We start from the raw sequence: 26,771 nt of genomic DNA, 5'->3' as shown, positions 1-26,771 counted from the left end.
GCATTCACTCGAAAATTCCTTCATCGGAGTATGATGGACTTATTTAGCAGGAAATAGAATTGAGAAAGTCCTCCATCAAGCATATGAAAGACCCTTTGGGCAGTGAATGAATCCGAAAAGTTACTCTTCAGGTGTATGAAAGTCAAAACGATCAAAATCACAAATGAAAATTACTGCAGCCATGCCGGAGAACCAGGGTTTCTTTCGCCGATCCCCTTAGCCGGCCCCCTTTTTACTCATCCTTCAGCCACCCGCTTCTAACATTGTCGAAACCTGTATAGACAAATTTTTTAAAATCTTGCATAAAACGCTTGAAATCGATTTCAATGTGAAGTACATTAAAATTGTAAACGGTTACTACAATAACTTGCATGCGATGCAAAAGGAGGGAAAAGGGGGATAGCGTTGTCCACTATTTCAGATGTGGCCAATTTAGCGGGACTTTCCAGGGCAACAGTTTCAAGGGTGATCAATAATCATCCCAATGTGAGCGAAGAGAAAAAAATGCTTGTACTGAAAGCAATGGAACAATTGAATTATGTGCCAAATACTACGGCACAGAGATTGCGCAACCAGAAAACAGATACAATCGCCATCCTGGTTCCTGTTTTGACCAATCCGTTTTTCGCTTATCTTCTTGAAGCGATGGATGCCGTCGCAACCCAGAACGGCCTTCAGCTGCTTGTCTGTCAGACGCGCTATGATATGGAAAAAGAGCTGAATTTCCTTGATCTTTTAAAAAAAAAGCAAGTGGACGGGCTCATCCTTACATCGTGTGAAAATGACTGGGACGTCATCTCTGAATACTCGAAGTTCGGACCGATAGTCCTCTGTAATGAACAGAGCAGTAAAGCCGGCGTTCCGGCCGTGCGGATGGATAATACGGAGGCTGCATACCTGGCGACCCGGCATATGATTGAGCAGGGCTGCAGAAAAATCGCTTATTCATTCGGCGAGAAGAAAAGCAGTGTAGCGCTTGAGAGGGAAACCGGTTTTAAACAGGCGCTTTTGGAGAACGGTCTTCCAATTGAAGAACAATGGTTTATCCATAATGTGTATGACATTGAAGATGGAAGACGCGTCCTCAGATATCTGGCTGGACTAAAAGACATGCCGGACGGAATTTTCACCGGCAGTGACCAGGTGGCAACCGGATTAATCATGGAAGCGAAGAAACAAGGCATAAGCATACCAGGCGACCTGGCGGTGGCTGGTTTTGACAACCAGCCCATAGCAAGCATTATCGATCCCCCCCTTACAACGGTGGCACAGCCTATCAAGCAGATGGGGACTAAGGCTATGGAGACGATGATAGAGGTAATCCTACATAAACAAGAACTGTCATACCAGGAGATATTATTGCCTTTTGAATTGATCGTCAGAGGTTCTACCCAGCGAAATTCAATTATCTAGGAGGTAACAATCTGTATGAAGAAGACTAAAAAGACGACAAAACTTTTAGCAGTTTTTGCAACATTATCTCTAGCGCTTGCGGCCTGCAGCAGCGACCAAAGCAGCACTGAAGGGAAAAAAGAAAAAGCTTCCGGCAGCAAAAAAGGCGAGAAAGTCACCATTACTTATGCACGAGGCAAGGATGTAACCAAAGGTACAGAAAAAATGGTTGAAGCGTTCGAGAAGAAGCATAAAAACATAGATGTGAAATTCAGGGAAATGCCGGCTGATACAGGACAGCAGCATGATGCTTATGTGACTACCTTCAACGCTAAATCCTCCGAGATCGATGTCATTGACATGGATGTTATCTGGCCGGCAGAATTTGCCCAGGCCGATTATGTTCTCCCGCTCGACCGCTTCATAGAGCAGGATGGCGTAGACCTTAAGGAATATAACGAGGGTGCCTTGAAGGCTGCCCAGTTCAACGGCAAGCAATGGGCACTTCCTAAGTTTGTGGATGCCGGACTATTATTCTATCGGAAAGATCTTGTGAAAGACTCCGAGGTTCCTAAAACATGGGATGACCTGCTGACACAGGCTAAAGCCAAAAAAGGCCAGGGCGGCACGAAGTTTGGCTATGTTATGCAGGCCAAGCAATATGAGGGGCTTGTGTGTAATGCAGTTGAATTTGTTGCGGCATATGGCGGCAAGTTCATCAATGAAAAGAATGAAGTGGCTGTAAACAGCCCGGAAACTATCAAAGGCCTTAAGAAGCTAGTAGAGATTGCTAAATCAGATGTGGTCCCTGGAAATGTGACGACCTTCACGGAGATCGAAACCGACCAGGCATTCATTGAGGGGCAGACAGCATTCCTCCGCAACTGGCCATATGAATATGCTAGTGCAAATGACAAGGAAAAATCAAAGATTGCCGGAAAAGTCGGTGTCGCACCGCTTCCAGCAGGAGATAAAGGTTCAGCAGCAGCGCTGGGCGGATGGATGGCAGGAATCAATAAGAACTCCAAGCATCCTAAAGAAGCATGGGAATTCCTTAAATTCATGGCAGGCGCAGAAGGACAGAAAATCGATGCCATCTACGGCGGACATGCTCCTACCATCACTAAGCTATATGATGACCAGGAAATCCTGAAAGCGAACCCTACATTTGCAGACAAAGGTTTCCAGGATGGTCTTGCTGCAGCTGTTTCACGTCCGGTTGCACCAAACTACCCGGAAATTTCTGAAATCATCCAAATCCATGTATCAAAAGCCATCGCCGGCCAGGAAACGGTCGAAGAGGCAGTAAAGAATATGGAAAAAGAAATGAAAGATAAACTAGAATCATAAGATCTTAGTTTCCAGCTGATTGGGACTGCCCGGCTTGCCTTCTCCTGCGAATGGGAAGGCAAGCCGGTGCAGCCTTAATTTATTTTCTTTAAGGTGGGTGAAATGATGAAAAATCCTGGACAAGATAACCTTGCCAAAAATAACAGCCAGCCTGCCCTTGAGCCCCTGAAAGCAGCTAAAAATAAGAGAGGTCTCAGCGAAAGCAGGGCCGGATACATACTTGTTGCCCCGGCAATGCTGCTCATACTTCTGGTGGCTGTCTGGCCGGTTCTGCAGTCTTTTTACTTCAGCCTGTTTGATCTAAAACTCAACTCTCCGGTCAAATCGGATGTTCATTTGAACTACAGTGTGAATCTTGTCAAATACCTGGATAGTTATCCTTTTTTGATCAGCACGATTGAAGATGAGATCGATCAAAACCATGCAGCAGACACACTGCAGAAGGCTAAGACACAGCTTGAAGATCTTGATGCCGAGCTTCAAAAGGATAAGGAAATCAAAGACAAATATGATCAGGTGAATGATAAGCTCCTCGCATTTGAACAGCCAGGAGAGGAAATCAGAATGGCGGAGCTCGATAAGGATGTGGCCGAAAAATACTTGAAAACCACCAGTTCTGTGGCTGAAACACTGAGGGAAACAGCGAAGGAAACCAAGTTTACACAGGAAAAAAAGCTGGTCGGGCTATCATCCAACATCAAAGACTCCATTATAAAGCCGAACTTTATCGGTTTAGAGCATTACAAGGAAAATCTGTCAGATTCGAGGATGTGGAAGGCACTCGGGAATACCGCGACGTTCACCGTGATATCCGTTGCCTTTGAACTTGTGATCGGACTTGCGATTGCATTATTGATCAACAAAGCATTTTTCGGACGCGGGCTGATCCGGGCGAGTATCCTCATACCCTGGGCCATACCCACTGCCGTATCGGCTGTAATGTGGAAATTCCTGTATGATGGACAGAATGGTGTTGTTGCCAAGATCTTTGAAGATGTCGGGCTCATTGACAAAATGAGCAGCCTGCTGGTAACAGATACCGGAGCCATGTTCTCTGTGATCTTTACGGATGTATGGAAAACAACTCCGTATATGTCTCTCCTGCTCCTGGCAGGGCTGCAGACTATACCGTCATCTCTTTATGAAGCAGCCTCCATTGATGGAGCCAGCAAATGGAAACAGTTTGTCAACATTACCCTGCCGCTCCTGAAATCGAGCATACTTGTTGCCCTTCTGTTCAGGACGCTTGATGCCTTCCGGGTATTTGACCTGATCTGGGTACTGACGGGCGGAGGGCCGGCCAATTCGACAGAAACCATTTCAATCCTTTCGTATAAAATTATGTTCTCGCAGACGAATTTTGGTGAAGGATCTGCACTTGCCGTAATTGTCTTTATCTGTGTGGCGATCATCTCGATGCTTTACATTAAGTTCTTAGGAAAAGATCTTCTTAATGATGGAAGGGGCAATTAGAGCAATCAGCGTTTTATCATAGACTTGTAGAAATACAAATTCCCTTAAGGAGTGAGAAAATGCAAAAGAAGCCTGGTCCCTTTTTCTATCTTTTTCTAGTCATTTTTGTATTCTTTGTGATGTTCCCTTTTTTATGGATGCTCATCAGCTCTGTCAAGCCGCTGAGTGAATTATTTGGAGAAAAAGCCTTTACTCCTTTTTCTGCCAATCCTACATTTCAGAACTATATATCGGTCTTTGTTGACTATCCGTTCCTAAGGTATTTATGGAACAGTCTGGTGGTCTCGACCATTACGACGTTGTATACGGTGTTCGTCGCCGCATTTGCTGCCTATGCGATTGCAAGGCTTCAATTCAGGGGGAAAACGTTCATTCTTGGGATTGTCCTGTCGGTAACCATGTTTCCACAGATCGCGACTATATCGCCCATCTACATATTCCTGAAGAATCTTGGGCTGACCAACTCTTATCTTGGATTGATCATTCCCTATACAACCTTCACACTTCCGCTGTCAATCTGGCTCCTGGTTACGTTTTTCAGGAAGATTCCATCTGATTTGGAAGAAGCGGCTAAAATGGATGGTGCGTCTCTTATGCAGACTTTTTGGAGGGTCATCATGCCGCTCGCTGTGCCGGGTATGTTCACCACAGCCATCCTGGTTTTCATAGCCGCCTGGAATGAATTTTTATTTGCACTTACTATCAACACAGAAGAAAAATACAAAACTGTGCCAGTCGGGATAGCCATGTTTCAGGGGCAGTTCACCATTCCATGGGGTGAAATTGCAGCTGCGACTGTCGTCGTGACCGTTCCTCTTGTCATCATGGTCCTGATCTTCCAAAGACGGATTGTATCAGGTTTAACTTCAGGCTCAGTTAAAGAATAGGAGTTTATTTAATATGATTAAAGTAACAGTATGGAATGAAAATCAGCATGAAAAGAAGAATCCGGCAGTACGGGACATTTACCCTGAAGGCATCCACGGGGCGCTGGCGGACTTCCTCCAGGAAGATTACGAAGTCAGAACAGCAACACTTGACGATGAGGAGCATGGACTGTCAGCAGAAGTTCTCGATTCTACCGACGTCTTATTATGGTGGGGACATATAGCCCATGACGAGGTTGAAGAAGCAGTCGTAGAAAGAGTCTGCCAGAGAGTGCTTGATGGAATGGGGCTGATCGTGCTTCACTCCGGCCATTTCTCTAAAGTCTTCAAAAAACTGATGGGAACTTCCTGTGATCTAAAATGGAGAGAAGCGGATGAGAAGGAACGTATCTGGATCGTGGACCCGGCCCACCCAATCGCAGAAGGCGTAGGGGAATATATCGAGCTTGAGAAGGAAGAAATGTACGGCGAACACTTCGACATTCCTGCCCCTGACGAATTGGTGATGGTCAGCTGGTTCGAAGGCGGAGAGGTGTTCCGCAGCGGCTGTACATACAAGAGAGGAAGCGGCCGTGTGTTCTATTTCCGTCCAGGACATGAAACCTATCCGACCTACCATAATGAAGCAGTACAAAAAGTGATAAAAAATGCGGTTAAATGGGCTGCTCCTGTAGAAAGAAGCCGGCCTGTATACGGAAATGCCCACCCGCTTGAAACTATTTCGGCTAAATAAGGAGGAAATGAAAAAATGACTATTTTAAAAATCGGTGTCGTTGGCTGCGGAAGCATAGCCAGGCACAGGCATCTTCCGGAATATGCGGCAAACAAACAAGTGGACATTGCCGCTGTTTGCGATATAGTGTTAGAAAGGGCCGAGGAGATGGCCGATTTATATGGGGCCAAAGCCTATAGAAACTATGAAGAAATGTTAAATGATGATGGCATCGATGCAATTTCGGTCTGCACGCCAAATTATCTCCATGCCCCAGTATCGATTGCCGCACTGAAAGCTGGAAAGCACGTATTATGTGAAAAGCCGATGGCAACTTCAAAAGAAGAAGCAGATGCCATGATTGAGGCTGCACAGGAAAACGGCAAAAAGCTGATGATTGCGCATAACCAGCGCTTTGTTCCATCTCATCAAAGAGCAAGGAAACTCATCAGCGATGGTGAGGCAGGCCGGATCTACAGCTTCAGGACTGCGTTTGGCCATCCTGGTCCCGAAGGCTGGAGTGTGGACGGAAAGAACAGCTGGTTCTTTAAAAAAGAAGAAGCATTTATTGGTGCGATGGGAGACCTGGGTGTCCATAAATCCGACCTGATCCGTTACCTTCTGGGCGAGGAAATCGTCGAAGCAGCGGCATTTGTCGAACACAGTTCAAAAGAAAACAGTACAGTGGATGACAATGCGGTCTGCATCCTGAAATCAGAAAGCGGGATAGTCGGGACGCTTGCTGCCAGCTGGTCTTATGGCAGAGAGGACAATTCCACTATTATTTTTGGGGAAAAAGCTGTCCTGCGTCTGGAGGATGATCCCGATCACTCGCTGATCGTCCAATATAATAATGGTGAAACGGTAAAATATGAGTTGGGACGGATCCAGTCAAACGAAGAAGGCGGCCAGAGCAGTTCCCAGGTCATCAATAAATTCGTTGAGAGTATAATAGAAAATAAAGAAGTTCCAGTAAGCGGGGAAGAAGGCAAAAGATCCCTTGGAATTATCCTGGCTGCCCTGGAATCTTCGCAAACTAAGCAAGTAGTAAGCTTAAAGGAAAAACAATTGATTTAAAAGATAGGTGATTATAATGACAAAGCTCCGCATAGGAATCATCGGTGCCGGAGGAATTGCACAAGGAAGGCATATCCCGACACTCATTAAGCTGCACGACCAGGTTTCCATTGAAGCTCTGTATGACCTGAACCCTGTAACCTCAGCAGAAGCAGCAGGAAAATTCGGTATCCCGGTAATTGCAGAAACATATCAGGAAGTTTTCGCTCATGTGGATGCGGTCGTGATTGCTACGCCTAATAAATATCATGCAGAAATAGCCATCGCCGCCCTGAATGCCGGTGTGCATGTTCTCTGTGAAAAGCCGATGGCATTGTCTGCGGCAGAAGGCGAAGCGATGATGGAGGCTGCGGAACGTTCCGGAAAGGTACTTTCCATCGGTTTTCATTACCGGTTCATGAAGGAAGCCATCGCCGCAAAAAAAGCCATGCTGGCAGGAGATGTCGGCAATCCGCTTGTGGTCCGCATTAAAGCTCTCAGGCGCAGGAGGGTCCCTGGCTGGGGCGTATTCACAAATAAAGACCTGCAGGGAGGCGGCAGCCTGATCGACTACGGCTGCCACTTATTGGATCTTGCCGTTTGGCTTATCGGCAATCCCGAAGTTGCAGAAGTTACCGGCACGGCCTATAACACACTGAGCAAGATTCCAGGACAGGTAAATCAGTGGGGAAATTTCGATCCGAGTACATTCAACGTCGACGATCATGTGACCGGTTATGTGAAATTTGAAAACGGAGTTTCACTCCTGCTTGAAACCTCATGGTCTAACAATATCAAGGAAAATGTTGTCGAAGAACTAAGCATTTCTGGGGACATGGGCGGTCTGGAAGTATTTCCGTTCAGCCTGAATTATGCCAAGAACGGCATGCTGTTCAACAGTGAGGCGGCATGGATTCCCGGCGAAGACGACCCGAGCCTGCCGCAGGCCCAGAATTTCATAGATGCCTGCCTGGGACTCGCTGAGCAGATCGTGAAGCCGGAAGAAGCCCTTCAGGTGACGCGGATTATCGAATCTTTATATGAAAGCAGCGAAACAGGTAAATCCATCAATTTTTTTTTAGAAAACAGGAAGGGTGAAGCAGCACTATGAAACTGGGAGTTTTCACCGTATTATTCGCTCAAAAATCCTTCGAGGAAATGCTTGACCGTGTAAAGGAAGCAGGTCTTGATGCTGTTGAGATCGGGACCGGGAACTATCCAGGAAATGATCACTGTCCGCTTGATGAACTGCTCGAGAGTGAAGAAAAGCGGCTTGCCTATAAGAAGGCGGTGGATGATAGAGGCCTTATCATCAGTGCGTTCAGCTGTCATGGCAATCCATTATCGCCGGATAAAGAATTCGCGAAGGCATCACATGATACTTTTGTAAAAACCGTCCAGCTTGCAGAATTGCTCGAAGTACCGGTCGTGAACTGTTTCTCCGGAATACCCGGCGACCACGAGGGAGCTAAATATCCGAACTGGCCGGTCGCTCCATGGCCAAATGAGTTCGGAGATGTACTGAGATGGCAGTGGGAAGAAAAGCTGGTTCCTTACTGGAAAGAATGGGGAACTTATGCTGAGCAAAAAGGAGTGAAGGTCGGCCTGGAGCTTCACGGCGGGTTCCTTGTCCATACTCCGTACACTCTGCTGAAGCTCCGCGAACTGACCAGTCCAGCCATAGGCGCCAATCTAGATCCGAGCCATCTCTGGTGGCAGGGAATCGATCCAGTTGCGGCCATTAAGATCCTTGGCAAAGAAAATGCAATCCATCATTTTCATGCAAAGGATACGTATATTGACCAGGAAAACGTAAACATGTATGGACTGACCGATATGCAGTCTTACGGAAACATCCAGACCAGGGCCTGGTCGTTCCGCTCCGTCGGCTGCGGGCACAGTGTCCAGGAATGGTCTGATATGATGAGTGCCCTCAGGACATTTGGCTATGACTATGTGGTCAGCATAGAGCATGAAGATCCGCTCATGTCCATTGAAGAAGGCTTTACAAGGGCTGTACAGAATCTTCAATCCGTTTTAATCAAAGAAAAGCCTGTTTCCATGTGGTGGGCATAATAGCTAGCGTGAAGAAACCTGATGCCTGCCATCAGGTTTTTTTCGTGGAAAAGGGGAGGAGCTGAATGTAACATAAGACTCCAAAACCAGGTGTATACATCTTGCCCTTGCCTGCATTCCTTCATGTGCCATTCTCAGCCCCCCTGCCCTATTGTGCTGGTTTCTGGTCTTGTCCAGGCTGCGTTCCATGTATGGTCTGCATATTTAAAACACATGTTTGTATATGGAAGAACAAAAGGTGTTCCCTTGTGCACTTGTGTCCATAGTACCGTATTTCCCCCTTGGGCGGCTGATACTGTTTTTTCGGCAATAATAGAGGGTATATGAGAAAGGTAGAAATGGACAGGTATATTTTTTAATCGGGATGCAAATATTACTTTGGAAATATATTGGAGCCATTCACGATAAATAAATGCATAAGGGGAAATGACATATGGCTTTGACACCAGAGCAGCGGATTGAATTGCATGGTTTTAATAACTTGACGAAATCGTTGAGTTTTAACATGTATGATATCTGTTTTACGAAGACGAGAGAAGAACGTGAGGCCTATCTGGAATATATTGATGAACAATATAATGCAGATCGCCTGACTCATATATTGAAAACAGTGGCCGATATCATCGGGGCGCATGTTCTGAATGTTGCCAAGCAGGATTATGTCCCTCAGGGCGCGAGCGTTACCGTCCTTGTATCAGAAGGGCCTGTCGTGGAAGTGCCGCATGAGTCTTACGATGAATCACCGGGACCGCTGCCGGATAATGTTGTCCTGCAGCTCGATAAAAGTCATATCACGGTGCATACGTATCCTGAATTTCATCCAGATGAAGGGATCAGCACTTTCAGGGCGGATATCGATGTGTCGACCTGTGGGGAAATCTCACCTCTTAAGGCGCTGAATTATCTTATTCATTCATTCGACACCGATATCATGACCATGGATTACAGAGTCCGCGGTTTTACCCGTGATATCAAAGGGCATAAATTGTTCATCGACCATGATATTGATTCAATCCAGAACTACATCCCGGTCAGCGTCCAGAAACTGTATGACATGATTGATGTGAACGTCTATCAGGAAAATATTTTCCATACAAAATGTAAGCTGAAGGATTTTGATTTGGATAATTATCTGTTTGGATATACAAAAGATACCCTCCCGGAAGAGGAGCAGAAAACCATATCTAAAAGGCTGCAGAAGGAAATGGATGAAATTTTCTATGGGAAGAATATACGGAACGGGATTCAGATTGAAGAGGAAGAAATCTAACCAGGCTGGCGCATGAGCGCCAGCCTTCCGTTATTTTTAAAAGATCTTCCACCATTTTTTATTATTTTTAGCAGCGGCGACTTCACGGAAACTTGTGACCATATCCTGAAAAACATCTTCCCGCTCCTGAATATTACGGTTGAACTGTTCCATATTTTTGTTAAAGGATTCGACAAGTGTTTCCTGGTCCTCCTGCAGGGAACGGGTCATCTTGATCAAGTCTTTCTGTGCTTTGTCCAGGCTGCTTGAAGCAGAGGTGATTAAGCTCTTATAATCCTTGGACGCAGTTTTGGAGGATTCGGAAATCCGTTTTGATAGCTGCTCATAGGTTCCTTTTGAACTTTTCGCAATGCTCTCGGACAGACTTGCGACAGTTTCGGAATGCCTGATGGACGCATCTGTGATGCTTTCAGCTATTTCTGTCAGCTCTGTTTTCCGTCTCTCATTTGCACGGCTGATGGATTTTGAAAGGCCTTGTACCGTCCTGAGCGAGCTTTCATGAATTCCATTTCGGACTTCCTCGAGCATCTCCCTGTTTTGTTTTTTTATTTCACTCTTAATCTCTGAAAGCAGATTCTGCTTGTATGTTTCAAGGGAGGAGAACAGCTCTTCCAAATTTGGCCCCGCCGGTACAGGGGTTTCTGCCTCAGCCTGCATGGCAGGAGAATTCTCAACAGGTTTCAGTGCGAATGATTCGGAATCTGTTTCAGAACTCCCTGACATATGTTTTGTCATGAGGATGCGGATCATATCCTTGCTGAGATTTTTTTCTCTCATTTCCTTAATTTTTGCAAGAAGCATGATTTCTGTTTCTGTATAGAACCTGGCTCCCTGCCGGGAGCGCGGAATCACAAGCAGGCCGTTTAAGTCTTTTTCCCATTGTCTGATCGTTCCTGTAGGTACATTGATTTTTTTTGATACATCTTTAATGGAATAAGCCTTCAAAAGCTGATTTTTGTTCATTTTGAATCTTCCTTTCATTCTTTTTATTATAAGAGAGCGATAAATTACAAGGTTATGCCACTATATTCTGCACCTTGATTCCCTTTTTCCTGCCAGGTGACAAAAGCTTTGAAAACTAGTGAGGATTCTCCATATAAATCGGGGATGGTTCAAAAATTGCAATGAGCTGTAGCGATGAAGCGAGAATTTAGGCGAAAGGAAGAGGATTTTACAAAATGTTAGGAAAGTGGTTTTGTCAGAAAAATGAGTATACTTGTTTGACAGAAGTCTTTTTCTTGCTTATAATTATCTCAGATTAAATTATCTCTAATTAGAGATAAAAAACATTTAGGAGTGATAGGAATGGCAAAAGCAAAGTGGGCATTGGATCCAGCACACAGCAGTGTTGATTTTTCTGTAAAACATATGATGTTTGCTAAGGTTAAAGGCAATTTTAACAAATTTGATGCTGTGATAGAGGCAGATCCTGAAGACCTGACAACAGCAGAGATCGATTTCACAATTGATACCACCAGCATTGATACTAGGAACGAGGATCGGGATGCCCATCTTCGCGGAGCAGACTTCTTTGATACTGAACAATTTGGAGCCATGACATTCAAATCAGGCACCATCACACGCACCCAGGGCAGCTCCTACACGATAACCGGCGACCTGACGCTTCATGGTGTCACACGCCAGGAAACCTTCCTCGTGACCTACGAAGGCAGCGGAAGTGATCCTTGGGGGAACATAAAGGCAGGATTCAGCGTAGAAGGGAAAATCAATAGAAGTGATTATGGACTCACTTGGAATACTGCCCTGGAAACCGGCGGTGTTCTGGTAGGCGACCAGATCAATATTTCACTGCAGCTGCAGGCTGCACAAGCATAAGTATAGGAAGGCAGGCAGCCACTTTTAGGCTGTCTGTTTTTTTGTTTAACAGTTAAAAAGTACGGGTAAAAATACGGATTATTACAGGTTAGATAAGGAGGAATGATCCTTGGCAGATATCAAAAGTATATTAAAAATGGCCATGGAGGAATGGAACACTCAATCCAATATGTTTGCCGGTCTGGATAGAGCCGTGAAGGGATTGACGGCCGGGCAGGCAGCCTGGAAGGACGATGAAACAGACAATTCAATTCAGGAAATCGTCCATCATTTAATTTTCTGGAACAGCAGATGGCTGGCCCGGTTCATGGGTCTGCCGGTGGAGGATGCGGGGGAGTTCAGTAATGAATCCACTTTCTTTAAGGATCAAACCGCTGTTCAGCCGGATAAAGCCTTGTGGGAGGGTGCTGTCGAGAAGCTGAAGCAGGTTCACATAGAATGGATCAGGGCATTAGAGGAATGTGATGAGGAAATGCTGCTCACAAGTGAGTCATCGGAAAGATTGAGGTGGGAGAAGATTATGGCAATGAATCTCCATTCGGCACATCATCTTGGCCAGATCATTCTCATCAGGAAGAGGCAGGGATCGTGGGAGCCGGTTGATTGGGATTAAAAGAAGCGGCCGGGAAACCCCAGGCCGCTTAACAATGCTTAATATGATTTAAAAGCTTCGGCAGCTATCTCAAAGGACCGGAGACGGGAACTGTGGTCATAGATCTGGGCATTAATGATCATTTCATCAGCCCCTGTGCTGTCGAGAAAGGTTTGCAGTTTTTCGGCAGCCGTCTCCCTGTCACCAATGATGGAAGAGCCAAGCTGCTGTTCCAGGGCAGCTTTTTCATATTCACTCCAGATGCCGTCCATTGTATCTACTGGAGGCAGGAGCGGTGAAGGGTTGTTCCGGATAAGATTTAAAAACTGCTGCTGCATGCTTGTTGCCAGCCGCTTCGCTTCCTTTTCTGTGTCGGCTGCTATAACATTCACACCAACCATGGCATGCGGCTCCTGGAGTACATCTGATGGAGTAAAGCTCTTCCTGTAGAGATCTAGGGCCCCAAGTGTGTTTTGCGGCGAAAAGTGGCTGGCAAATGCAAATGGCAGTCCAAGGCGTCCCGCAAGCTGTGCACTGAAGCCGCTCGAGCCAAGCAGCCAGACAGGAACATTCAGGCCTTCACCAGGTATCGCATGCACATGCCTTTTACTTCCGGTTTCAGGTTGGAAATACGCCCTCAATTCTTCAAGCTGTTCCGGAAAATCCTGGCCATTGCTATTTGGTCCGCGCCGGAGAGCATAGGCAGTCAGCTGATCGGTGCCGGGCGCCCTGCCGAGGCCAAGGTCGATCCTGCCGGGGAACAGGGACTCCAGTGTCCCGAATTGTTCTGCGATGATGAGTGGTGCATGGTTGGGGAGCATAATGCCGCCAGAACCGACCCGTATCGTCGATGTTCCTGCTGCCACATGGCCGATAACAAGGGATGTGGCAGAACTGGCGATGCCGGGCATATTATGATGTTCGGCCAGCCAATAGCGGTTATATCCCCATTTTTCTGCATGTCTTGCAAGATCGAGTGTATTCCTGAATGAGTCGGAGGCAGTGCCTCCTGCAGTGATTGGCGAGAGATCAAGAACAGAGTATTTAATATCCCTTAATGATTTCCCTTTTTTTTCGCTGGTCAAATCTATCATCTTCTTTCTTTACAAGCAGTATTGGAGTGGTCATGTATGGTCTATTCTATCAGCAGTTTTTCGTGCCTCAAAATATTATGTTTCTGTTAAGGAAAAACTACAAGAGATAGAACACTTGCATTGGGGTAACATAAATGGATGAAGGGGAAAGGGTGAACAGGATGAATGGAAAATTGCCTCCGGGACAGTTTGAAACCAAAAGCTGGCCGATCCTCCATCAGGGGGATGTGTATGAGTTTGAAGAAGAGAGCTGGAGTTTCCGCCTGTTTGGAAATGTAGAGGAAGAAGTCGAGCTGTCTTATCAAGAGCTGCTTAAGCTCCCGTCAGTTACAGCGACGACTGACATGCATTGTGTGACAACATGGTCCAAATTCGGCATCACATTTGAAGGAATTCCTCTCAGGGAACTGTTGAATCTTGTAGACATAAAAGAAGGAGTTCAGTATATCAAGGTTTACGGCTATTATGCCGGTGACCGTTTCGGCTATTCTGCGAACCTGCCGCTATCAGATCTGCTCGGGGACGATGCCCTGTTTGTGTACAGGTGGAAGGATGAAGTGAATGACTGGCAGGAGCTGTCACCAAAACATGGCTTTCCACTCAGGTTTATTCCGCCGCCAAGCTTTTACTTGTGGAAAGGGACAAAATGGGTTTCCGGCATCCGGTTTATGAAGCTGGATGAACCGGGTTTCTGGGAAGAGTTCGGTTATTCCATGACAGCTGATCCCTATAAAGAAGAACGATACCGGTAAACCAGGCGGTTTCTTTGACATAGTGTACTGTATTAATTTATATTACATTTAGCAATAGCATCATAACAAATAAAGTAAGTCTTGATGCTGAATGCAGCAGGAGTATAGAAAATAGTTTTAGATAAGGTGGTCAATACAATAGATGAATAACAGCGAGCTGAAAAAGAACGTACTGGATGCTTTTGAATTCAGACATGCAACAAAGGAATTTGACCCAGCGAAAAAAATTTCCGAGGACGATTTTCGCTTCATTCTCGAGACTGGCAGGTTGTCCCCGAGCTCCATTGGGATGGAACCATGGAAATTCGTCGTGGTCCAGAACCCTGAACTGCGTTCGAAAATCAGAGAGGTCTCCTGGGGAGCGCAGGGCCAGCTTCCTACCGCCAGCCATTTTATCATGATTCTGGCCCGCAGAGATGTAACATATGACTCGGAATACTTTGTGAGCCAGCTGCGGGAAACCAAGAAAATGCCCGAGGAGGTCATCACGGCCCTGACATCGAGGTACAAGGATTTTCAAAATGATTTTGGCCTGCTTGAGAATAAAACGGCACTGTTTGACTGGTCCAGCAAACAAACCTACATAGCCCTGGCGAATATGATGACGGCAGCAGCCATGATTGGTATTGATTCATGTCCGATCGAAGGCTTTGATGCAGACAGGGTAAACAAGATCCTGGAAGATGAAGATCTCCTTGAAAATGGGAAGCTCGGAATTTCAGTGATGGCTGCCTTTGGTTACAGAGCTGAAAATCCGTCAAGGGAGAAAACCAGGCGGAGCATGGAACAGATTGTTACCTGGGTAGATTGAAAACATGGTATTAATAGGAGGAAAGCAGATGAATGAAAAATACAAAATGCTATTTGACAGTGTAAATCTTGGAAAGGGAACATCCTTAAGGAACAGGATTGTGATGGCTCCCATGACGAATTTTTCTTCCAACGATGATGGCACAGTCAGCGAAGCTGAAATTAAATACTATGCACGCCGCTCAAAAGGCCCGGGCATGGTCATTACGGCATGTGCCTATGTGACACCGGACGGCAAAGGATTTCCTGGCGAAATTGGCGTACACTCAGATGAAATGATACCAGGTTTGAGAAAATTGGCTGACGCCATTAAGGCTGAAGGTGCCAAAGCTGTTCTGCAGATTTTCCACGGAGGAAGAATGTGTCCGCCCGATCAGGTTCCAGGCGGCGAGGTGGTCAGTGCAAGTGCTGTTCCGGCGGCTGCGGAAGGTGCTCCTGTTCCCCGTGAACTCACAGAGAAGGAAACAGATGAAATGATATCTGCTTTCGGAGCGGCTGCAAGGCGCGCTGCCGAGGCAGGCTTTGATGGGGTGGAGATACATGGCGCCAACGGATATCTCATTCAGCAATATTTTTCTCCTCATTCAAACCGAAGAGAAGACCGGTTTGGGGGAAGCCTTGAAAAACGCCTGACATTTCCTCTGGCAGTCGTGGATGAAGTGAAAAAGGCAGTGGGCGGCAGAGAAGATTTCATCGTCGGATACCGATTTTCACCTGAAGAGCCGGAAACACCGGGAATCACGATGGCGGAAACCCTCGTCCTCGTCGATGCTCTGGCCGGCAAGGGTCTGGATTATCTCCATATTTCCCTTATGGATTTCAAATCTCTTCCGAAGAGGGGTGTAGATGATCCGCGGACACGCCTTGAAATCATTCAGGACCGGGCAGGGGCGAAGCTTCCTGTCATCGGTGTCGGCTCCATTTATAAGCCGGAGGATGCACTTGCTGCTCTCCAGACTGGCGTCCCACTGATTGCGCTTGGACGGGAATTGATCATCGATCCAGAGTGGGTCCAGAAGATTGAGCAGGGTAGAGAAGAAGAAATAGCAACCGTGATCGATAAGGACAAACAGGAAGAATTGACTGTTCCCGGCCCGCTGTGGCAGGCCATCATCAACTCTCCCGGATGGTTTCCGGGAGTATAAATAGGGGAAACCCGGATTCTGAAGTGGAATCCGGGTTTCCTTTTGTTCATTTTTTCTTATCAGCCGCCAGGTCCTCAAGCTCGTCCAGTGTATCTTTAAATACCTTGAGACATTCCTCAATCGGCTTCTCATCCGACATATCCACTCCAGTATTCCTCAGGATAGAAATGGGATCTTTTGAGCCGCCCTTCATGAGCAGTTCTCTTTTTATCCTGTCCACAGCCGGCTTTCCTTCTCTTTTGATCTGTGCAGTCAGTGCTGTTGAGGCAGCGAAGCTGGTTGCATATTGATACACATAAAAATTATGGTTGTATAAATGGGGAATCCTTGCCCACTCCAGACCGATTTCTTCATCCCGCTTAACTGCCGGTCCATAATACTTCTGATTGAGCCTGCTGTAAAGGTTCTTCAGGTTTTCAGCAGTAAGGGGAGTTCCTGCTGCATCCATTTTGTGTATTTCCTTTTCAAACTCGGCGAACTGTGTCTGCCTGAAAAGGGTCGTACGGAAATCTTCGAGTCTCTGGTATAACAGCTGCATCTTCTTTTCTTTCGATTTTGCTTTTTTGTATTCACTGTCCCATAAGAGGTTTTCATTCAGTGTGGAGGCAGTTTCAGCAGTGAACGTTGCGTAGCCTGCATCCAGGTAATTCTGGGCTTTATTCGACATGACCGAATGCATGGCATGGCCGAGTTCGTGAGCAATCGTCGAAACGTCATTTTTGGTACCCTGATAATTCAACAGCACATATGGATGGGTATCATAAGCTCCCCACTGATAAGCTCCTGATCGTTTATCTTCAGTCGGATACACATCGATCCAGCCTTCCCTGAATGCCTGTTTGAGCATGTTTGTATAATCCGGTCCCATTGTCTTCAAGCCTTCGGTTACCATCTTCACGGCTTTTTCATAGGGGATGTATCCTGTACTCTCCTTAAGCAGCGGGGCATTCACATCGTACATATGCAGTTCCCTGACCCCAAGCAGTTCTTTTTTCAGTTCCATGAACCTGTGCAGGTCCGGAAGCCCCTTATGGACAACAGCTATCAGATTATCATAAACTTCTGGCGGTATGCTGTCTGACGCAAGGCTGGCGTCCCGGGCTGATGGATAATGCCTGATTTCCGCGTTTATAGTACTTGCCTTCACCTTAGCGCTTAGAATATTGGCATACGTATCCTGAAATCTTTCAAGTGTGCCATATAACTTGTGATAAGCAAGGCTCCGTTCCTTTCTGTTGTCGCTTTCCATAAAGCCGGAGTAATTTGACCGGGTCAGCTTAACCTTCCGTCCATCCGTTTTGATATAGCCAAATGACACATCCTTCTCCAGTGTCCCATAAACAGAGGGCGCTGTTCCGCCAAGAGGCGACAGCCTGGATAGAAGCAGTTCCTGACTGCCTGAGAGGGTATGGTCCTTATCTTTAAAGATATTTCTGAGAAAAGATTTATAGGGGCTCAGTTCTTTGCTTGCCGCGTATGTTTCCATCTTCCTTTTCGAAAGCCTGACAGCTTCAGGAGTAAACCAGGAAAGATGACTGGAAACTGCCTGGTACATATCCTCAGCCTTTGAAACGGCTGTTTGCAGCTGCGGCTTCCCTGGATCTGCATCCAGCTGCAGTTTAGCATACACATACACCTTTTCTGTAATTCGGGAAAGTACCGAATAATCCTGGATAGCATCCTTCATGACTCTTGGTGATTGAGATAGCCTGCCTTCATAGTTTTTTTGAAATCGGTGCGACAAAGTGACAGCCCTGGCAAGATCCTTTTCCCATGATTTCTGATCCGGATAAATGTGCTCAATCTTCCAGCGGTAATGGGAGGGAATTTCAGCCCGGGTTTTATAGTGCGGTTTTTCGGTTTTCAGCGCTTTGGCCGCATTGATTTGCAAGGGTGCTGTCCCGGCGGTCAGTACCACTGCAGCAAGACAGGAAAGTATTATAGATTTCATAAGCTCCTCCGATCAAATGGATTATTGAATTAATATTTCCTTTATATAAAGAAACATGTATGGATACCAAAGTGCTGCCATTCTCAGCGTTAAAAGATTTTGATAAAATGGTTGTGTCTGAATATTTAAACATTTAGGAGGAGTAAAGAATGAGCGGAAGATTGATAAGAATCGGGACTATTTATATTCCAGTATCAGATGTAGAACAATCCAGCAGCTGGTATGTGGAACAACTGGGCGCTGAACTGAGTTACAAGGATGAAGATAAGGCAATACTTAACTTTGCCGGCCACAGCATATTCCTGGTTGAATCACAAGAAGGCCAAAGCTCAAATTTTTACGACAGACAGGGTGAAGAGCGCTTTTCCTTAACCTTTGAAGTGGATGGGCTAGATGACTTGCAAACTATTCACAGCAGCTTCAAGGACAAAAAAATTCGTATCGGTGAAATTGAAGACAGGGGTCATGCCGGCAAGAACTTTGTTTTCTTTGACCCCGACGGAAATAAATTCGATGTATGGAGCGAATTGAGCCCACTTTATAAAGAATTACATAAAACAGTTTTATAAAAGCTGGCCGGGAATACCGGGGAATAATGCGATGGGGAGCGGGAGGTCGTAGAATCATAAAAAACCGTTTAAGACCTTAATGATGAAAGTGGACCGTGAAAAAAAGTTTCCAGAGGCATATTAGGAACACATTACCGCTGCTTCTAAACTTTTTAAAAAAAGGGGGTGTATTTTGAAAATAAAAACGATTTTCATAGCACTTTTGATTGGTTTATTCGTTATAAATGGCTGTGAATCATCCAAGGTTCAAAAAACACAAAATACAGCTAATATCAATTTACCCAAAGATATACCGAGTTCTGTAACGGAGGAGGACTTTGAAAGGATAGATTGGACTAGGACGTCCATCGAATATAACACAGGTGAAAGAAATGATATGGCCGGTAACAAAAATAAATTGGGAATAATAGGACCAGAAGCAAAAACTAATGAAGTTCAAAAATGGATGTGGCATCTTTGGGGAGTTGAAAAAGCTGAACTAAGCATTGTTGGCTTCAACAAAGAAACAAAAACAGTACATCAAATATTATTTGATAGAGATACAGATAATTGGTATTGGACTGGAAAAGTTAAAGCAATGGGGGCTGTCAACGGAGCTGATGCACATATGCTTTCTAATGTAAAAGTTCCAGAACCAGGGAAATGGGCATTCCTGGTTTATACCGACGACAAATTATTCGATATATTGGTTATGGATATTCAAGATAAATAAACGACTATCCATATCAAATGAAATAGGCTTGGAGAAACATCTCCCAGCCTATTTTTAATGTCAATTGTTTTGTTAATTACTATCTTGCGATAGAAACTGGAAATTACCGTATTATTTTTAAATTTTGCACCCCAAAAGTAATCCCGTAAGGAAATCGGAGGGTAAGTGGTGGTAAAGAAGGTTTTATGACCAAAGTGAGGCAGAATCAGGAGAAAAGTGGCCGTAAATCTTTAAAACCAAAATGCAGCAGATAACTCACGGATATGAATATGTAGTGTGAATTTTTTTATCATAATAATATTATGTAAACAATAATTTCCCAAATCAAAAGCCGCTATCCCAGCATGGCGGCTTTAGTATGTCTATTGTCCGTTCTTCACCTTTTCCCGGTCCCGCTTCAGATCATCCTGCACACTGCTGCCCCAAAGTTTGACGCCATTGTTATAGGCAGCCCGGCTGATAAGGTGGCCGGCGACTGGTGAGGTGAGGAAGATAAAGATGATGCCTAGAAGAAGCCGGGCATCGGCGGTTCCTTCCTCTTTAAAAAAGTAGATGAAGGTCCCGACCAATACGAGCATGACGCCCATCGTGGCACTTTTGGAAGCAGCATGGCTGCGGGTGTATACATCCGGCAGCCGGAGAAGCCCGAAGGCCGTGACCAGGCTTAGTAAAGCCCCGAAAATGATAAACAGACCGGATAGAAAATTAAAGATCGCGTTCATGCTCGATGATGACCCCCTTTTCGAGATATTTAGAAAAAGCGACGGTCCCGATGAAGGCTAGGATTCCGAGCAGGAGGATGATATTCAGGTACGCACTGGTTTTCAACAGGATCGATACCAGGGCAACGATGCTGATCAGGTTTATGCCCATCGCATCCAGGGCAACCACTCTGTCAGGAGTTGTCGGCCCTTTAATGACCCGGTAAATCAGACCAAGCATGGCAAGTGATAGGCCAAAGAGTGACAGCCTGATGATGATTTCAAACATTATCTGCTCACCTCCATGATGGCACGTTCAAAGGTATTCCGGATGCTCCGGATGGATTCTTCTGTTTCATCTATATTCATGGCATGCACATACAGAATTTTGTTGTCACGTGAGATATCTATAACCAGCGTTCCCGGCGTCAGCGTAATTAAATTGGCCAGCATCGTTATTTCCCAGTCTTGGGTTAGTCCAGTTGGATAAGCAAATATGCCGGGCTTGATATCGAGCTTTGGCTTCAGGATGACTCTGAGGACAGATAGATTGGACAGATATAATTCCCTGGCAAATATAAAAATTAAGTAGATGACCGCATCTACCCTGTGAAGATAAAACCTGCTGCTGAAAAACCTCCGATAGGCGAAAAGAATCAGGATGCCGATTAAATAGCCTGCAAGAAATGTGGCAGCAGTATAGGAGCTTTGGAGGAACATCCAGATCAGGGCCATGAAAAAGTTTATTAATATTTGAAATGCCACTGCTCTATTCTCCTTTCAAAACAGCATTGATATATACCGAAGGATCTGCAAGCGGACCTGCTGCCTTTGAAATCAGCTGATAAACAGGTTCGGCTCCGACTCCATAAAGGACAGCCAGTGCCGTCAGCAGGGCAGGGGCAGTATATAGCCATACAGGCGGCTTGCTGCCGGAATAGTCTTTTTCCTCGCCCCAAAAACCGCGTATGAAGATTTTCATCACAGAATACAGGACGAGAAGGCTTGTAAACAGCACAAGGGCCGAACCTATATAATGACCCTCCGCAAAACCTGCCCCGACAATCATGGCCTTGCCTGGAAAACCGCTCAGCGGAGGAATGCCGGCAAGCGCAAGCGCCGCGATGAAAAAGCTCCAGCCAAGAAAAGGGTATTTGTGGATCAGTCCCCGGATTTTTCCCAGATCGCTCGTGCCGGTTATTTTGATCATCAACCCAATCTGCAGGAAGAGGGCGGCTTTGATGATCATATCATGCACCAGATAAAAAAGGGCACCTTCATAGCCAGCCCCTGTACCGATGGAGACTCCGAAAAGGATCAGTCCGACTGCTGCAATAATGTTGTAAATGATGATTTTCTTAAGGTCTGAATAGCCAAAGGCGCCAATTGCCCCGCCTGCCAGTGTCAGCAAAGCGAGTACCTGAAGAAGGCTGCTGGTGAATCCCCCATCATGGGAAAAGAAAAGACTGTAAGTACGGAGTATGGAATAGACTCCCACCTTTGTCAGAAGCGCTCCGAACAAGGCAAGCACGGCAGATGGAGGGGCAGAATAGGATCCCGGCATCCAAACATACAGCGGAAATATCCCGCCCTTCAGCCCAAAGACAATCAGGAACAGAACGCCTATCACAGTCAGGATGCCAGGCTGTCCGATTTCAGAAATCCTCTCGGAAATATGGGCCATATTCAGCGTACCCACCACTGAATAAAGATAAGCCACGGCGATGACGAAAAGTGCCGAAGAAATAATATTCACAAGGATATATTTAATGGATTCCCGCAGCTGGATCCTGCTTCCTCCGAGTACCAAAAGAACATAGGAACTCATCAGCATCACTTCAAAGAAGACAAAAAGGTTAAAAATATCACCGGTTGAAAACGCTCCATTCACCCCGACGATCAGAAAGCTGAAGATCGGGTAATAATAAAATTTTTCCCTTGCTTCACCTATCGTGCTAAAGGAATACACAAGGCAGGCCAGGCCGATGATGCTGGTTGTGAGGACAAGGATTGCGGAAAGCATATCGGAAACAAGAGTGATCCCGAATGGCGCCTCCCATCCGCTTAAGTCCATCGTCTGTATCCCGTTACTGTATACCTGGTATGTAAGGAGTATGGCAGCTATCATCGTCATGATAGACCCGGCCAGGGAGACCCCCCGCTGCCATGGGATATTCTTCGGGAAGAAGATCAGGATGATGCTTATGAATAAGGGTATTAATATGGGCAGTATAACTAGATTAGTCATGAATCATTTCCTTTCAGGGAATCCAGATCATCGGTCCCAAGCTCCTGATAGGCACGATAAGCCAGTACCAGAAAAAAGGACGTAACCCCAAAGCTGATGACGATGGCAGTAAGTATTAGTGCCTGCGGCAGCGGATCGGCATAGGCGGCAGCTTTTTCCCCGAGGAGGGGAGGGGCGCCCTGCTTCAGCCCTCCCATGGTGATTATCAGCAGATGAGCACCATGGCTTAACAGTCCGGTGCCGATGATGATCCTCAGCAGACTCCTTGACAGCATTAGATAAGTAGCCGTCATGAACAGAATTCCGATGGTGATGGCCATGATCAGTTCCATTATTCACTCACTCCTATCGTCTGGATGATGGTCAGCGTGACGCCGATCACAACCAGGTAAACTCCTGTATCGAAGAAGAGCGCGGTATGCAGGGACGTTTTCCCCATGATCGGCAGATGGACATAGGTATAAGCGTGTGTCAGGAACGGCTTGTTGAAAAAGAGTCCACCCGCGCCGGTTGCTGTAGAAAGAAGCAGGCCGGCGGCGGTCATTTTTTTATAGTCCACCGGCAGGATGGAGGCCACTGTCTTAATATCAAATGCCAGGAGCAGCAGCACAATCGCCCCTGATGTCATCAGTCCCCCGACAAATCCGCCGCCTGGACGATAGTGTCCCTCGAAAAACAAATGAATTGAAAACAGGACGATCAAAAACAGGATGATTTTTGTGACGGTCTGAAGAATCAGGTCATTGGTTTTCATCCTTTTTCACTTCCTTTTGCCAGCCTTAATTTAATCATGGCGAAGATGCCCAGTGACGCAATTCCCAGCACACAGATTTCAAACAGAGTATCAAATCCCCGGAAATCCACCAAAATGACATTAACCATATTTTCGCCGCCTGCTTTTTTATACGTATTTTCAATATAGTATTGGGAAATTGGCTCAAAATGCCGGTAGCTGTAGGCTGAGATGGCAATCAGGGTAACCATGATCCCGACTCCTGCGGAGATAATGGCCTTTCTAAGCCTGAACCGCATGCGTTCTTCCGTCTGCTTAAATTTCGGCAGATGATAAAAACAAAGGAGGAACAGCGAAACGGAAACCGTCTCGATCACAAGCTGGGTAAGGGCGAGGTCCGGTGCCCGGAACAGGACAAAAAATAGTGCCACCGTATAGCCTACCGCCCCAAGCAGGATGATCGAAGTCAGCCTGGACCGGACGAAAAGGATGGTCAGTGATGTAATGGCTATAATGAATACCAGGATGACCTCATACATCCGGACTGGCGCAAAGAACTCCGTATCCAATAACCAGGCTTCCTTGAAATAAAAGGCGAGCGCAAGAGTCAGGATGATAAATGAAAAGATATACACAAGATACGATCTGGTCGATCCATCTATAAATCTGCCTGTCAGGCGGTGAGCCCCTGCTTCAGTCCGGGCAAGCCCGCTGTCATACAATCTTGAGAGTTTTCCGCCCAAAGCGGAATATATTTTCTCCCACCTTCTTAGTGTAATGACCAGGATCGTCCCGATAATGACGACACCTATTGTCATGAAGAGCTCCGGCTTAAAGCCATGCCAGAAAGAGATATGGACCGCAAATGTTTCCCCTCTGCCGGACGCTTCAGGCATAATGGAATGGAGTGCAGGTGCAATGATAGTCTGGGACAGGATATTCGGAAACAATCCCAGAATCAGCGCCATGGAAGCAAGCACTGCTGGCGGAAGGAGCAATCCCAGCGGGGCTTCATGCGGCTTCTTAGGCAGTTCGTCCTCCTGCATCTTCCCGGTGAAAGTCTTGAAGAGGAGCCTCATGCTGTAGACAAAGGTGAAGACACTCGCGATCCAGGCAAATACCGGCAGCAATATGCCCCATTTTTCAAAGCTGAATATCGATAGCTCTGGGGCTCTCAGCATTCCCGTAAAAAACATTTCCTTGCTCAGAAATCCATTAAAGGGCGGAAGACCGGCCATGGAAAAGCTCCCCACAAGCGAAATGGTAAACGTGATCGGCATCAAATTGAGCAGTCCGCCGAGTTTCCTGATATCCCTTGTTCCTGTCTCATGGTCAATGATGCCGGCAGCCATAAAAAGGCTGCCTTTAAATGTGGCATGGTTGATCAAATGGAAAACCGCTCCAGTCAAGGCTGCCATATAATAGCTTTCCCCGATATACGGCTCATTCAGAGCTGCGGCCCCTACACCGAGAAGGCTCATGATTAAGCCAAGCTGGCTGATGGTGGAATAAGCCAGGATCCCTTTTAAGTCAGTCTGTTTCACTGCAAAAAATGAACCCCATAAGAGGGTGGCCATTCCAGTACCTGCAACCAGCCACATCCATATTCCGGACTCTGCGAAAACCGATGTCATGCGCGCAATCAGGTAAATTCCTGCTTTAACCATTGTAGCAGAATGCAGATAGGCACTGACCGGTGTCGGTGCTTCCATGGCGTCCGGCAGCCAGATATGAAAGGGAAACTGGGCTGATTTCGTGAAGGCCCCTAACAGGAAGCATAATAATGCCGTGACAAACAGAGGGTGTTTCTTGACAGTGCCTGCCATGCCAGTGATTTCAATTATACTGAAAGTCCCTGTCATAACATAAAGAAGAAGGATGCCGCCAAGGATGGCAAGGCCGCCGAACACGGTGATGATCATGGATTTCTGTGCTCCATATCGGCTTCTTTCCCTAGTGTTCCAGTATCCTATCAATAGAAAAGAAGAGAAGCTTGTTAGCTCCCAGAATGTATAGAGCACAATGAGGTTGTCAGACAAGACAATTCCCAGCATCGCTGACATGAAAATCAGGAGATAAAGATAAAAAGTGCCTAATTTTTCTTTGAATTTATCCAGGTAATAGATGGAGTAGAGCACAACAAGCGTGCCAATCCCTGTAATCAACAGGGAAAACAGCAGGCCGAGTCCGTCTGCCCGGACTGAAAAGTCAACACCGAGAGAAGGGATCCAGGGAATCGAAAAGATCGAATTCCCATTTGCTGGTCCGGCTGGCGTCAGGCTCAAAAAATAGCAGAATAATATGACCGGGATTGGAAGCACAAACCAGCCGGTATGGGTTTTCGGCACCTTTTTCCATAGAAAAGGAGTAAATACAGCCAGCATAAGAGGCGTGAGTACCGCCAGATGAAGAATAGACAATGTGATAACCTCCTCCAGAAAAACAAGCATATTAATAACGATTCGCATTTAGATGGACCGCCTGTGAATATTTAATCTTTTCCTGTTTCATACTGGGTTTAGGCGGTGATGTATATGGCTGCAAAGTCGACAATCTGCATTCTGGTCTTTTTGCTGTTGACAGCAGCATGCTGGATATTGGAGACCGGACTGACCCGGAAAATGGATCACGACCAGAACAGCGGCATTTCAATCTCCTCACAGAATCGTAAGTATAATAGAAGCAATTAGCCTCTTCTTTGAGCCAAGGGAGTATGTAAAAATAATTACGCACATCAACTGATGCCATGATGAATAGTTTTCTCCGTATGCCGTACAATCATTCGGCTGCAAAGCCCATAGAAAAAGGGGCCTATTAGGCCCCCTGATCTAAAAAAAGACAGAAAGGAGCCCCAGTGACAGGCTCCTCCTAAACGAACATTATTAATAGTTATATCTTTCATACTAAATAACAAATACGTAAATGTAAAGCCATAACCCTGACTGGTGAAAAATAGGATTTTATTTTCCCTGCGGGGCATTAAGGATGATTAATTGTGGAAAAGTAAAGAAAGTCAAATAGACGGGAGGTATAAAGATGGAAAAAATTGAAGCTGGTGAAAAATTTGTCATTGAAACTTCGGATGGTGAGGGCCAGGAAGTGGAGGTGCTTGGCACCCTGGCCATAGACGGTGCAGATTACGCAGCGGTAAGCTTTTCAGAAGATATCGAGCGTGAGGGTGAAGGGGATATCGATGTATTCTTCCTGAAGGTGGATGATGAAGGAGATTTCACAGCGATCGAATCGGACGAGGAGTTTGCAAAAGTTTCGGCTGCATTTGAAGAAGTAATGGAAGAAGAGTAAGATGAGGCTGTCCCGTGCCAGATATTTTCATTCATACGGGACAGTTTTTTTGCATGCCTGTTTATAGAATAGTAAATGTTTTACATGTTTAATTATTTCAAAAGAGGAT

General features: G+C 46.0%; 28 protein-coding genes. 18 read left to right on the top strand and 10 right to left on the bottom strand.

Features of this window, described 5'->3' with window-relative positions; all coding sequences use genetic code 11:
- Window positions 1-405 precede the first annotated feature (405 nt).
- From V1501_RS11210 to speD, 9 genes are all read left to right on the top strand, one after another.
- Entirely contained in the window at window positions 406-1,413 is a 1,008-nt protein-coding gene (locus tag V1501_RS11210; RefSeq protein WP_409288137.1) for a LacI family DNA-binding transcriptional regulator, read from the top strand.
- 15 nt (window positions 1,414-1,428) lie between these two features.
- Window positions 1,429-2,742 carry an ABC transporter substrate-binding protein gene (locus tag V1501_RS11205; RefSeq protein ID WP_409288136.1) on the top strand — a complete coding sequence of 438 codons (1,314 nt, stop codon included), beginning with the start codon at window positions 1,429-1,431 and terminating at the stop codon, window positions 2,740-2,742.
- Window positions 2,743-2,976: 234 nt separating this feature from the next.
- Window positions 2,977-4,215 (top strand): ABC transporter permease subunit, encoded by a 1,239-nt coding sequence (locus V1501_RS11200; RefSeq protein WP_409293325.1) that lies wholly within the window; start codon window positions 2,977-2,979, stop codon window positions 4,213-4,215.
- A gap of 59 nt (window positions 4,216-4,274) precedes the next feature.
- Entirely contained in the window at window positions 4,275-5,102 is an 828-nt protein-coding gene (locus V1501_RS11195; protein ID WP_409288134.1) for a carbohydrate ABC transporter permease, read from the top strand.
- Between the two features lie 13 nt (window positions 5,103-5,115).
- Complete coding sequence (locus tag V1501_RS11190) at window positions 5,116-5,835, top strand: ThuA domain-containing protein (protein WP_409288132.1); 720 nt, start codon at window positions 5,116-5,118, stop codon at window positions 5,833-5,835.
- Between the two features lie 15 nt (window positions 5,836-5,850).
- Window positions 5,851-6,891: a Gfo/Idh/MocA family protein gene (locus tag V1501_RS11185; RefSeq protein ID WP_409288130.1), complete on the top strand. Its 1,041-nt coding sequence runs from the start codon at window positions 5,851-5,853 to the stop codon at window positions 6,889-6,891.
- Window positions 6,892-6,907: 16 nt separating this feature from the next.
- Window positions 6,908-7,981, top strand: coding sequence for a Gfo/Idh/MocA family protein (locus V1501_RS11180; RefSeq protein WP_409288128.1), 1,074 nt, complete (start codon window positions 6,908-6,910; stop codon window positions 7,979-7,981).
- A complete protein-coding gene (locus tag V1501_RS11175; RefSeq protein ID WP_409288126.1) occupies window positions 7,978-8,946 on the top strand; it encodes a sugar phosphate isomerase/epimerase family protein in 969 nt (322 codons plus the stop codon). The genes V1501_RS11180 and V1501_RS11175 overlap by 4 nt, the downstream gene beginning before the upstream one ends.
- A 433-nt stretch (window positions 8,947-9,379) precedes the next feature.
- Window positions 9,380-10,216: an adenosylmethionine decarboxylase gene (speD, locus tag V1501_RS11170; protein ID WP_409288124.1), complete on the top strand. Its 837-nt coding sequence runs from the start codon at window positions 9,380-9,382 to the stop codon at window positions 10,214-10,216.
- A gap of 36 nt (window positions 10,217-10,252) precedes the next feature.
- Here speD and V1501_RS11165 read toward each other — a convergent pair whose 3' ends face one another.
- The gene (locus tag V1501_RS11165) at window positions 10,253-11,179 is read right to left on the bottom strand and encodes a MerR family transcriptional regulator (protein ID WP_409288123.1); all 927 of its coding nucleotides are present in this window, start codon (window positions 11,177-11,179) and stop codon (window positions 10,253-10,255) included.
- A gap of 342 nt (window positions 11,180-11,521) precedes the next feature.
- On the opposite strand from V1501_RS11165, the gene V1501_RS11160 reads away from it, so the two are divergent.
- Together V1501_RS11160 and V1501_RS11155 are read left to right on the top strand one after the other, a co-directional pair.
- Window positions 11,522-12,052 carry a YceI family protein gene (locus V1501_RS11160; protein WP_409288121.1) on the top strand — a complete coding sequence of 177 codons (531 nt, stop codon included), beginning with the start codon at window positions 11,522-11,524 and terminating at the stop codon, window positions 12,050-12,052.
- Between the two features lie 109 nt (window positions 12,053-12,161).
- Window positions 12,162-12,665 carry a DinB family protein gene (locus V1501_RS11155; RefSeq protein WP_409288120.1) on the top strand — a complete coding sequence of 168 codons (504 nt, stop codon included), beginning with the start codon at window positions 12,162-12,164 and terminating at the stop codon, window positions 12,663-12,665.
- Window positions 12,666-12,703: 38 nt separating this feature from the next.
- On the opposite strand, the gene V1501_RS11150 is transcribed toward V1501_RS11155, so the two are convergent.
- The gene (locus V1501_RS11150) at window positions 12,704-13,729 is read right to left on the bottom strand and encodes an LLM class flavin-dependent oxidoreductase (protein ID WP_409288118.1); all 1,026 of its coding nucleotides are present in this window, start codon (window positions 13,727-13,729) and stop codon (window positions 12,704-12,706) included.
- A gap of 170 nt (window positions 13,730-13,899) precedes the next feature.
- Between V1501_RS11150 and V1501_RS11145 the strand changes: the two genes are divergently transcribed.
- The 3 genes from V1501_RS11145 (at window position 13,900) to V1501_RS11135 (ending at window position 16,445) form a co-directional block, all read left to right on the top strand.
- Window positions 13,900-14,490, top strand: coding sequence for a molybdopterin-dependent oxidoreductase (locus V1501_RS11145; protein WP_409293324.1), 591 nt, complete (start codon window positions 13,900-13,902; stop codon window positions 14,488-14,490).
- 142 nt (window positions 14,491-14,632) lie between these two features.
- Window positions 14,633-15,301 carry an NAD(P)H-dependent oxidoreductase gene (locus V1501_RS11140; RefSeq protein WP_409288116.1) on the top strand — a complete coding sequence of 223 codons (669 nt, stop codon included), beginning with the start codon at window positions 14,633-14,635 and terminating at the stop codon, window positions 15,299-15,301.
- Window positions 15,302-15,329: 28 nt separating this feature from the next.
- A complete protein-coding gene (locus V1501_RS11135; RefSeq protein WP_409288115.1) occupies window positions 15,330-16,445 on the top strand; it encodes an NADH-dependent flavin oxidoreductase in 1,116 nt (371 codons plus the stop codon).
- A 46-nt stretch (window positions 16,446-16,491) separates the two neighbouring features.
- Here V1501_RS11135 and pepF read toward each other — a convergent pair whose 3' ends face one another.
- Window positions 16,492-18,396, bottom strand: coding sequence for an oligoendopeptidase F (gene pepF, locus V1501_RS11130; protein WP_409288113.1), 1,905 nt, complete (start codon window positions 18,394-18,396; stop codon window positions 16,492-16,494).
- Between the two features lie 149 nt (window positions 18,397-18,545).
- Here pepF and V1501_RS11125 point away from each other — a divergent pair, with 149 nt between their 5' ends.
- Together V1501_RS11125 and V1501_RS11120 are read left to right on the top strand one after the other, a co-directional pair.
- On the top strand, window positions 18,546-18,965 hold the full coding sequence (locus V1501_RS11125; protein WP_409288111.1) for a VOC family protein: 420 nt from the start codon (window positions 18,546-18,548) through the stop codon (window positions 18,963-18,965).
- 172 nt (window positions 18,966-19,137) lie between these two features.
- Complete coding sequence (locus tag V1501_RS11120; RefSeq protein ID WP_409288109.1) at window positions 19,138-19,677, top strand: DUF4871 domain-containing protein; 540 nt, start codon at window positions 19,138-19,140, stop codon at window positions 19,675-19,677.
- Window positions 19,678-20,039: 362 nt separating this feature from the next.
- Here V1501_RS11120 and mnhG read toward each other — a convergent pair whose 3' ends face one another.
- The 7 genes from mnhG to V1501_RS11085 are packed head-to-tail and all read right to left on the bottom strand — an operon-like array spanning window position 20,040 to window position 25,779.
- On the bottom strand, window positions 20,040-20,399 hold the full coding sequence (gene mnhG / locus V1501_RS11115; RefSeq protein ID WP_409288108.1) for a monovalent cation/H(+) antiporter subunit G: 360 nt from the start codon (window positions 20,397-20,399) through the stop codon (window positions 20,040-20,042).
- Window positions 20,383-20,667: a Na(+)/H(+) antiporter subunit F1 gene (locus V1501_RS11110; RefSeq protein ID WP_409288106.1), complete on the bottom strand. Its 285-nt coding sequence runs from the start codon at window positions 20,665-20,667 to the stop codon at window positions 20,383-20,385. The genes mnhG and V1501_RS11110 overlap by 17 nt, the downstream gene beginning before the upstream one ends.
- A complete protein-coding gene (locus tag V1501_RS11105) occupies window positions 20,667-21,143 on the bottom strand; it encodes a Na+/H+ antiporter subunit E (RefSeq protein WP_409288105.1) in 477 nt (158 codons plus the stop codon). The genes V1501_RS11110 and V1501_RS11105 overlap by 1 nt, the downstream gene beginning before the upstream one ends.
- A gap of 4 nt (window positions 21,144-21,147) precedes the next feature.
- Entirely contained in the window at window positions 21,148-22,626 is a 1,479-nt protein-coding gene (locus V1501_RS11100) for a Na+/H+ antiporter subunit D (RefSeq protein ID WP_409288103.1), read from the bottom strand.
- Entirely contained in the window at window positions 22,623-22,958 is a 336-nt protein-coding gene (locus tag V1501_RS11095; RefSeq protein ID WP_409288102.1) for a Na(+)/H(+) antiporter subunit C, read from the bottom strand. The genes V1501_RS11100 and V1501_RS11095 overlap by 4 nt, the downstream gene beginning before the upstream one ends.
- Complete coding sequence (locus tag V1501_RS11090; RefSeq protein WP_409288100.1) at window positions 22,958-23,380, bottom strand: Na(+)/H(+) antiporter subunit B; 423 nt, start codon at window positions 23,378-23,380, stop codon at window positions 22,958-22,960. The genes V1501_RS11095 and V1501_RS11090 overlap by 1 nt, the downstream gene beginning before the upstream one ends.
- Complete coding sequence (locus V1501_RS11085) at window positions 23,377-25,779, bottom strand: Na+/H+ antiporter subunit A (protein WP_409288099.1); 2,403 nt, start codon at window positions 25,777-25,779, stop codon at window positions 23,377-23,379. The genes V1501_RS11090 and V1501_RS11085 overlap by 4 nt, the downstream gene beginning before the upstream one ends.
- Before the next feature lie 114 nt (window positions 25,780-25,893).
- Here V1501_RS11085 and V1501_RS11080 point away from each other — a divergent pair, with 114 nt between their 5' ends.
- Together V1501_RS11080 and V1501_RS11075 are read left to right on the top strand one after the other, a co-directional pair.
- Entirely contained in the window at window positions 25,894-26,049 is a 156-nt protein-coding gene (locus tag V1501_RS11080; RefSeq protein ID WP_409288097.1) for a hypothetical protein, read from the top strand.
- A gap of 346 nt (window positions 26,050-26,395) precedes the next feature.
- Entirely contained in the window at window positions 26,396-26,662 is a 267-nt protein-coding gene (locus V1501_RS11075) for a DUF1292 domain-containing protein (protein ID WP_409288095.1), read from the top strand.
- Window positions 26,663-26,771 lie beyond the last annotated feature (109 nt).

The sequence above is a fragment of the Paraperibacillus esterisolvens genome, from assembly GCF_046237625.1.
Taxonomy (GTDB): Bacteria; Bacillota; Bacilli; order Bacillales; family DSM-1321; genus Paraperibacillus; species Paraperibacillus esterisolvens.
The sequence above is the reverse complement of the archived record's forward strand: the minus strand, read 5'-3'. Positions and strand labels throughout refer to the sequence as shown.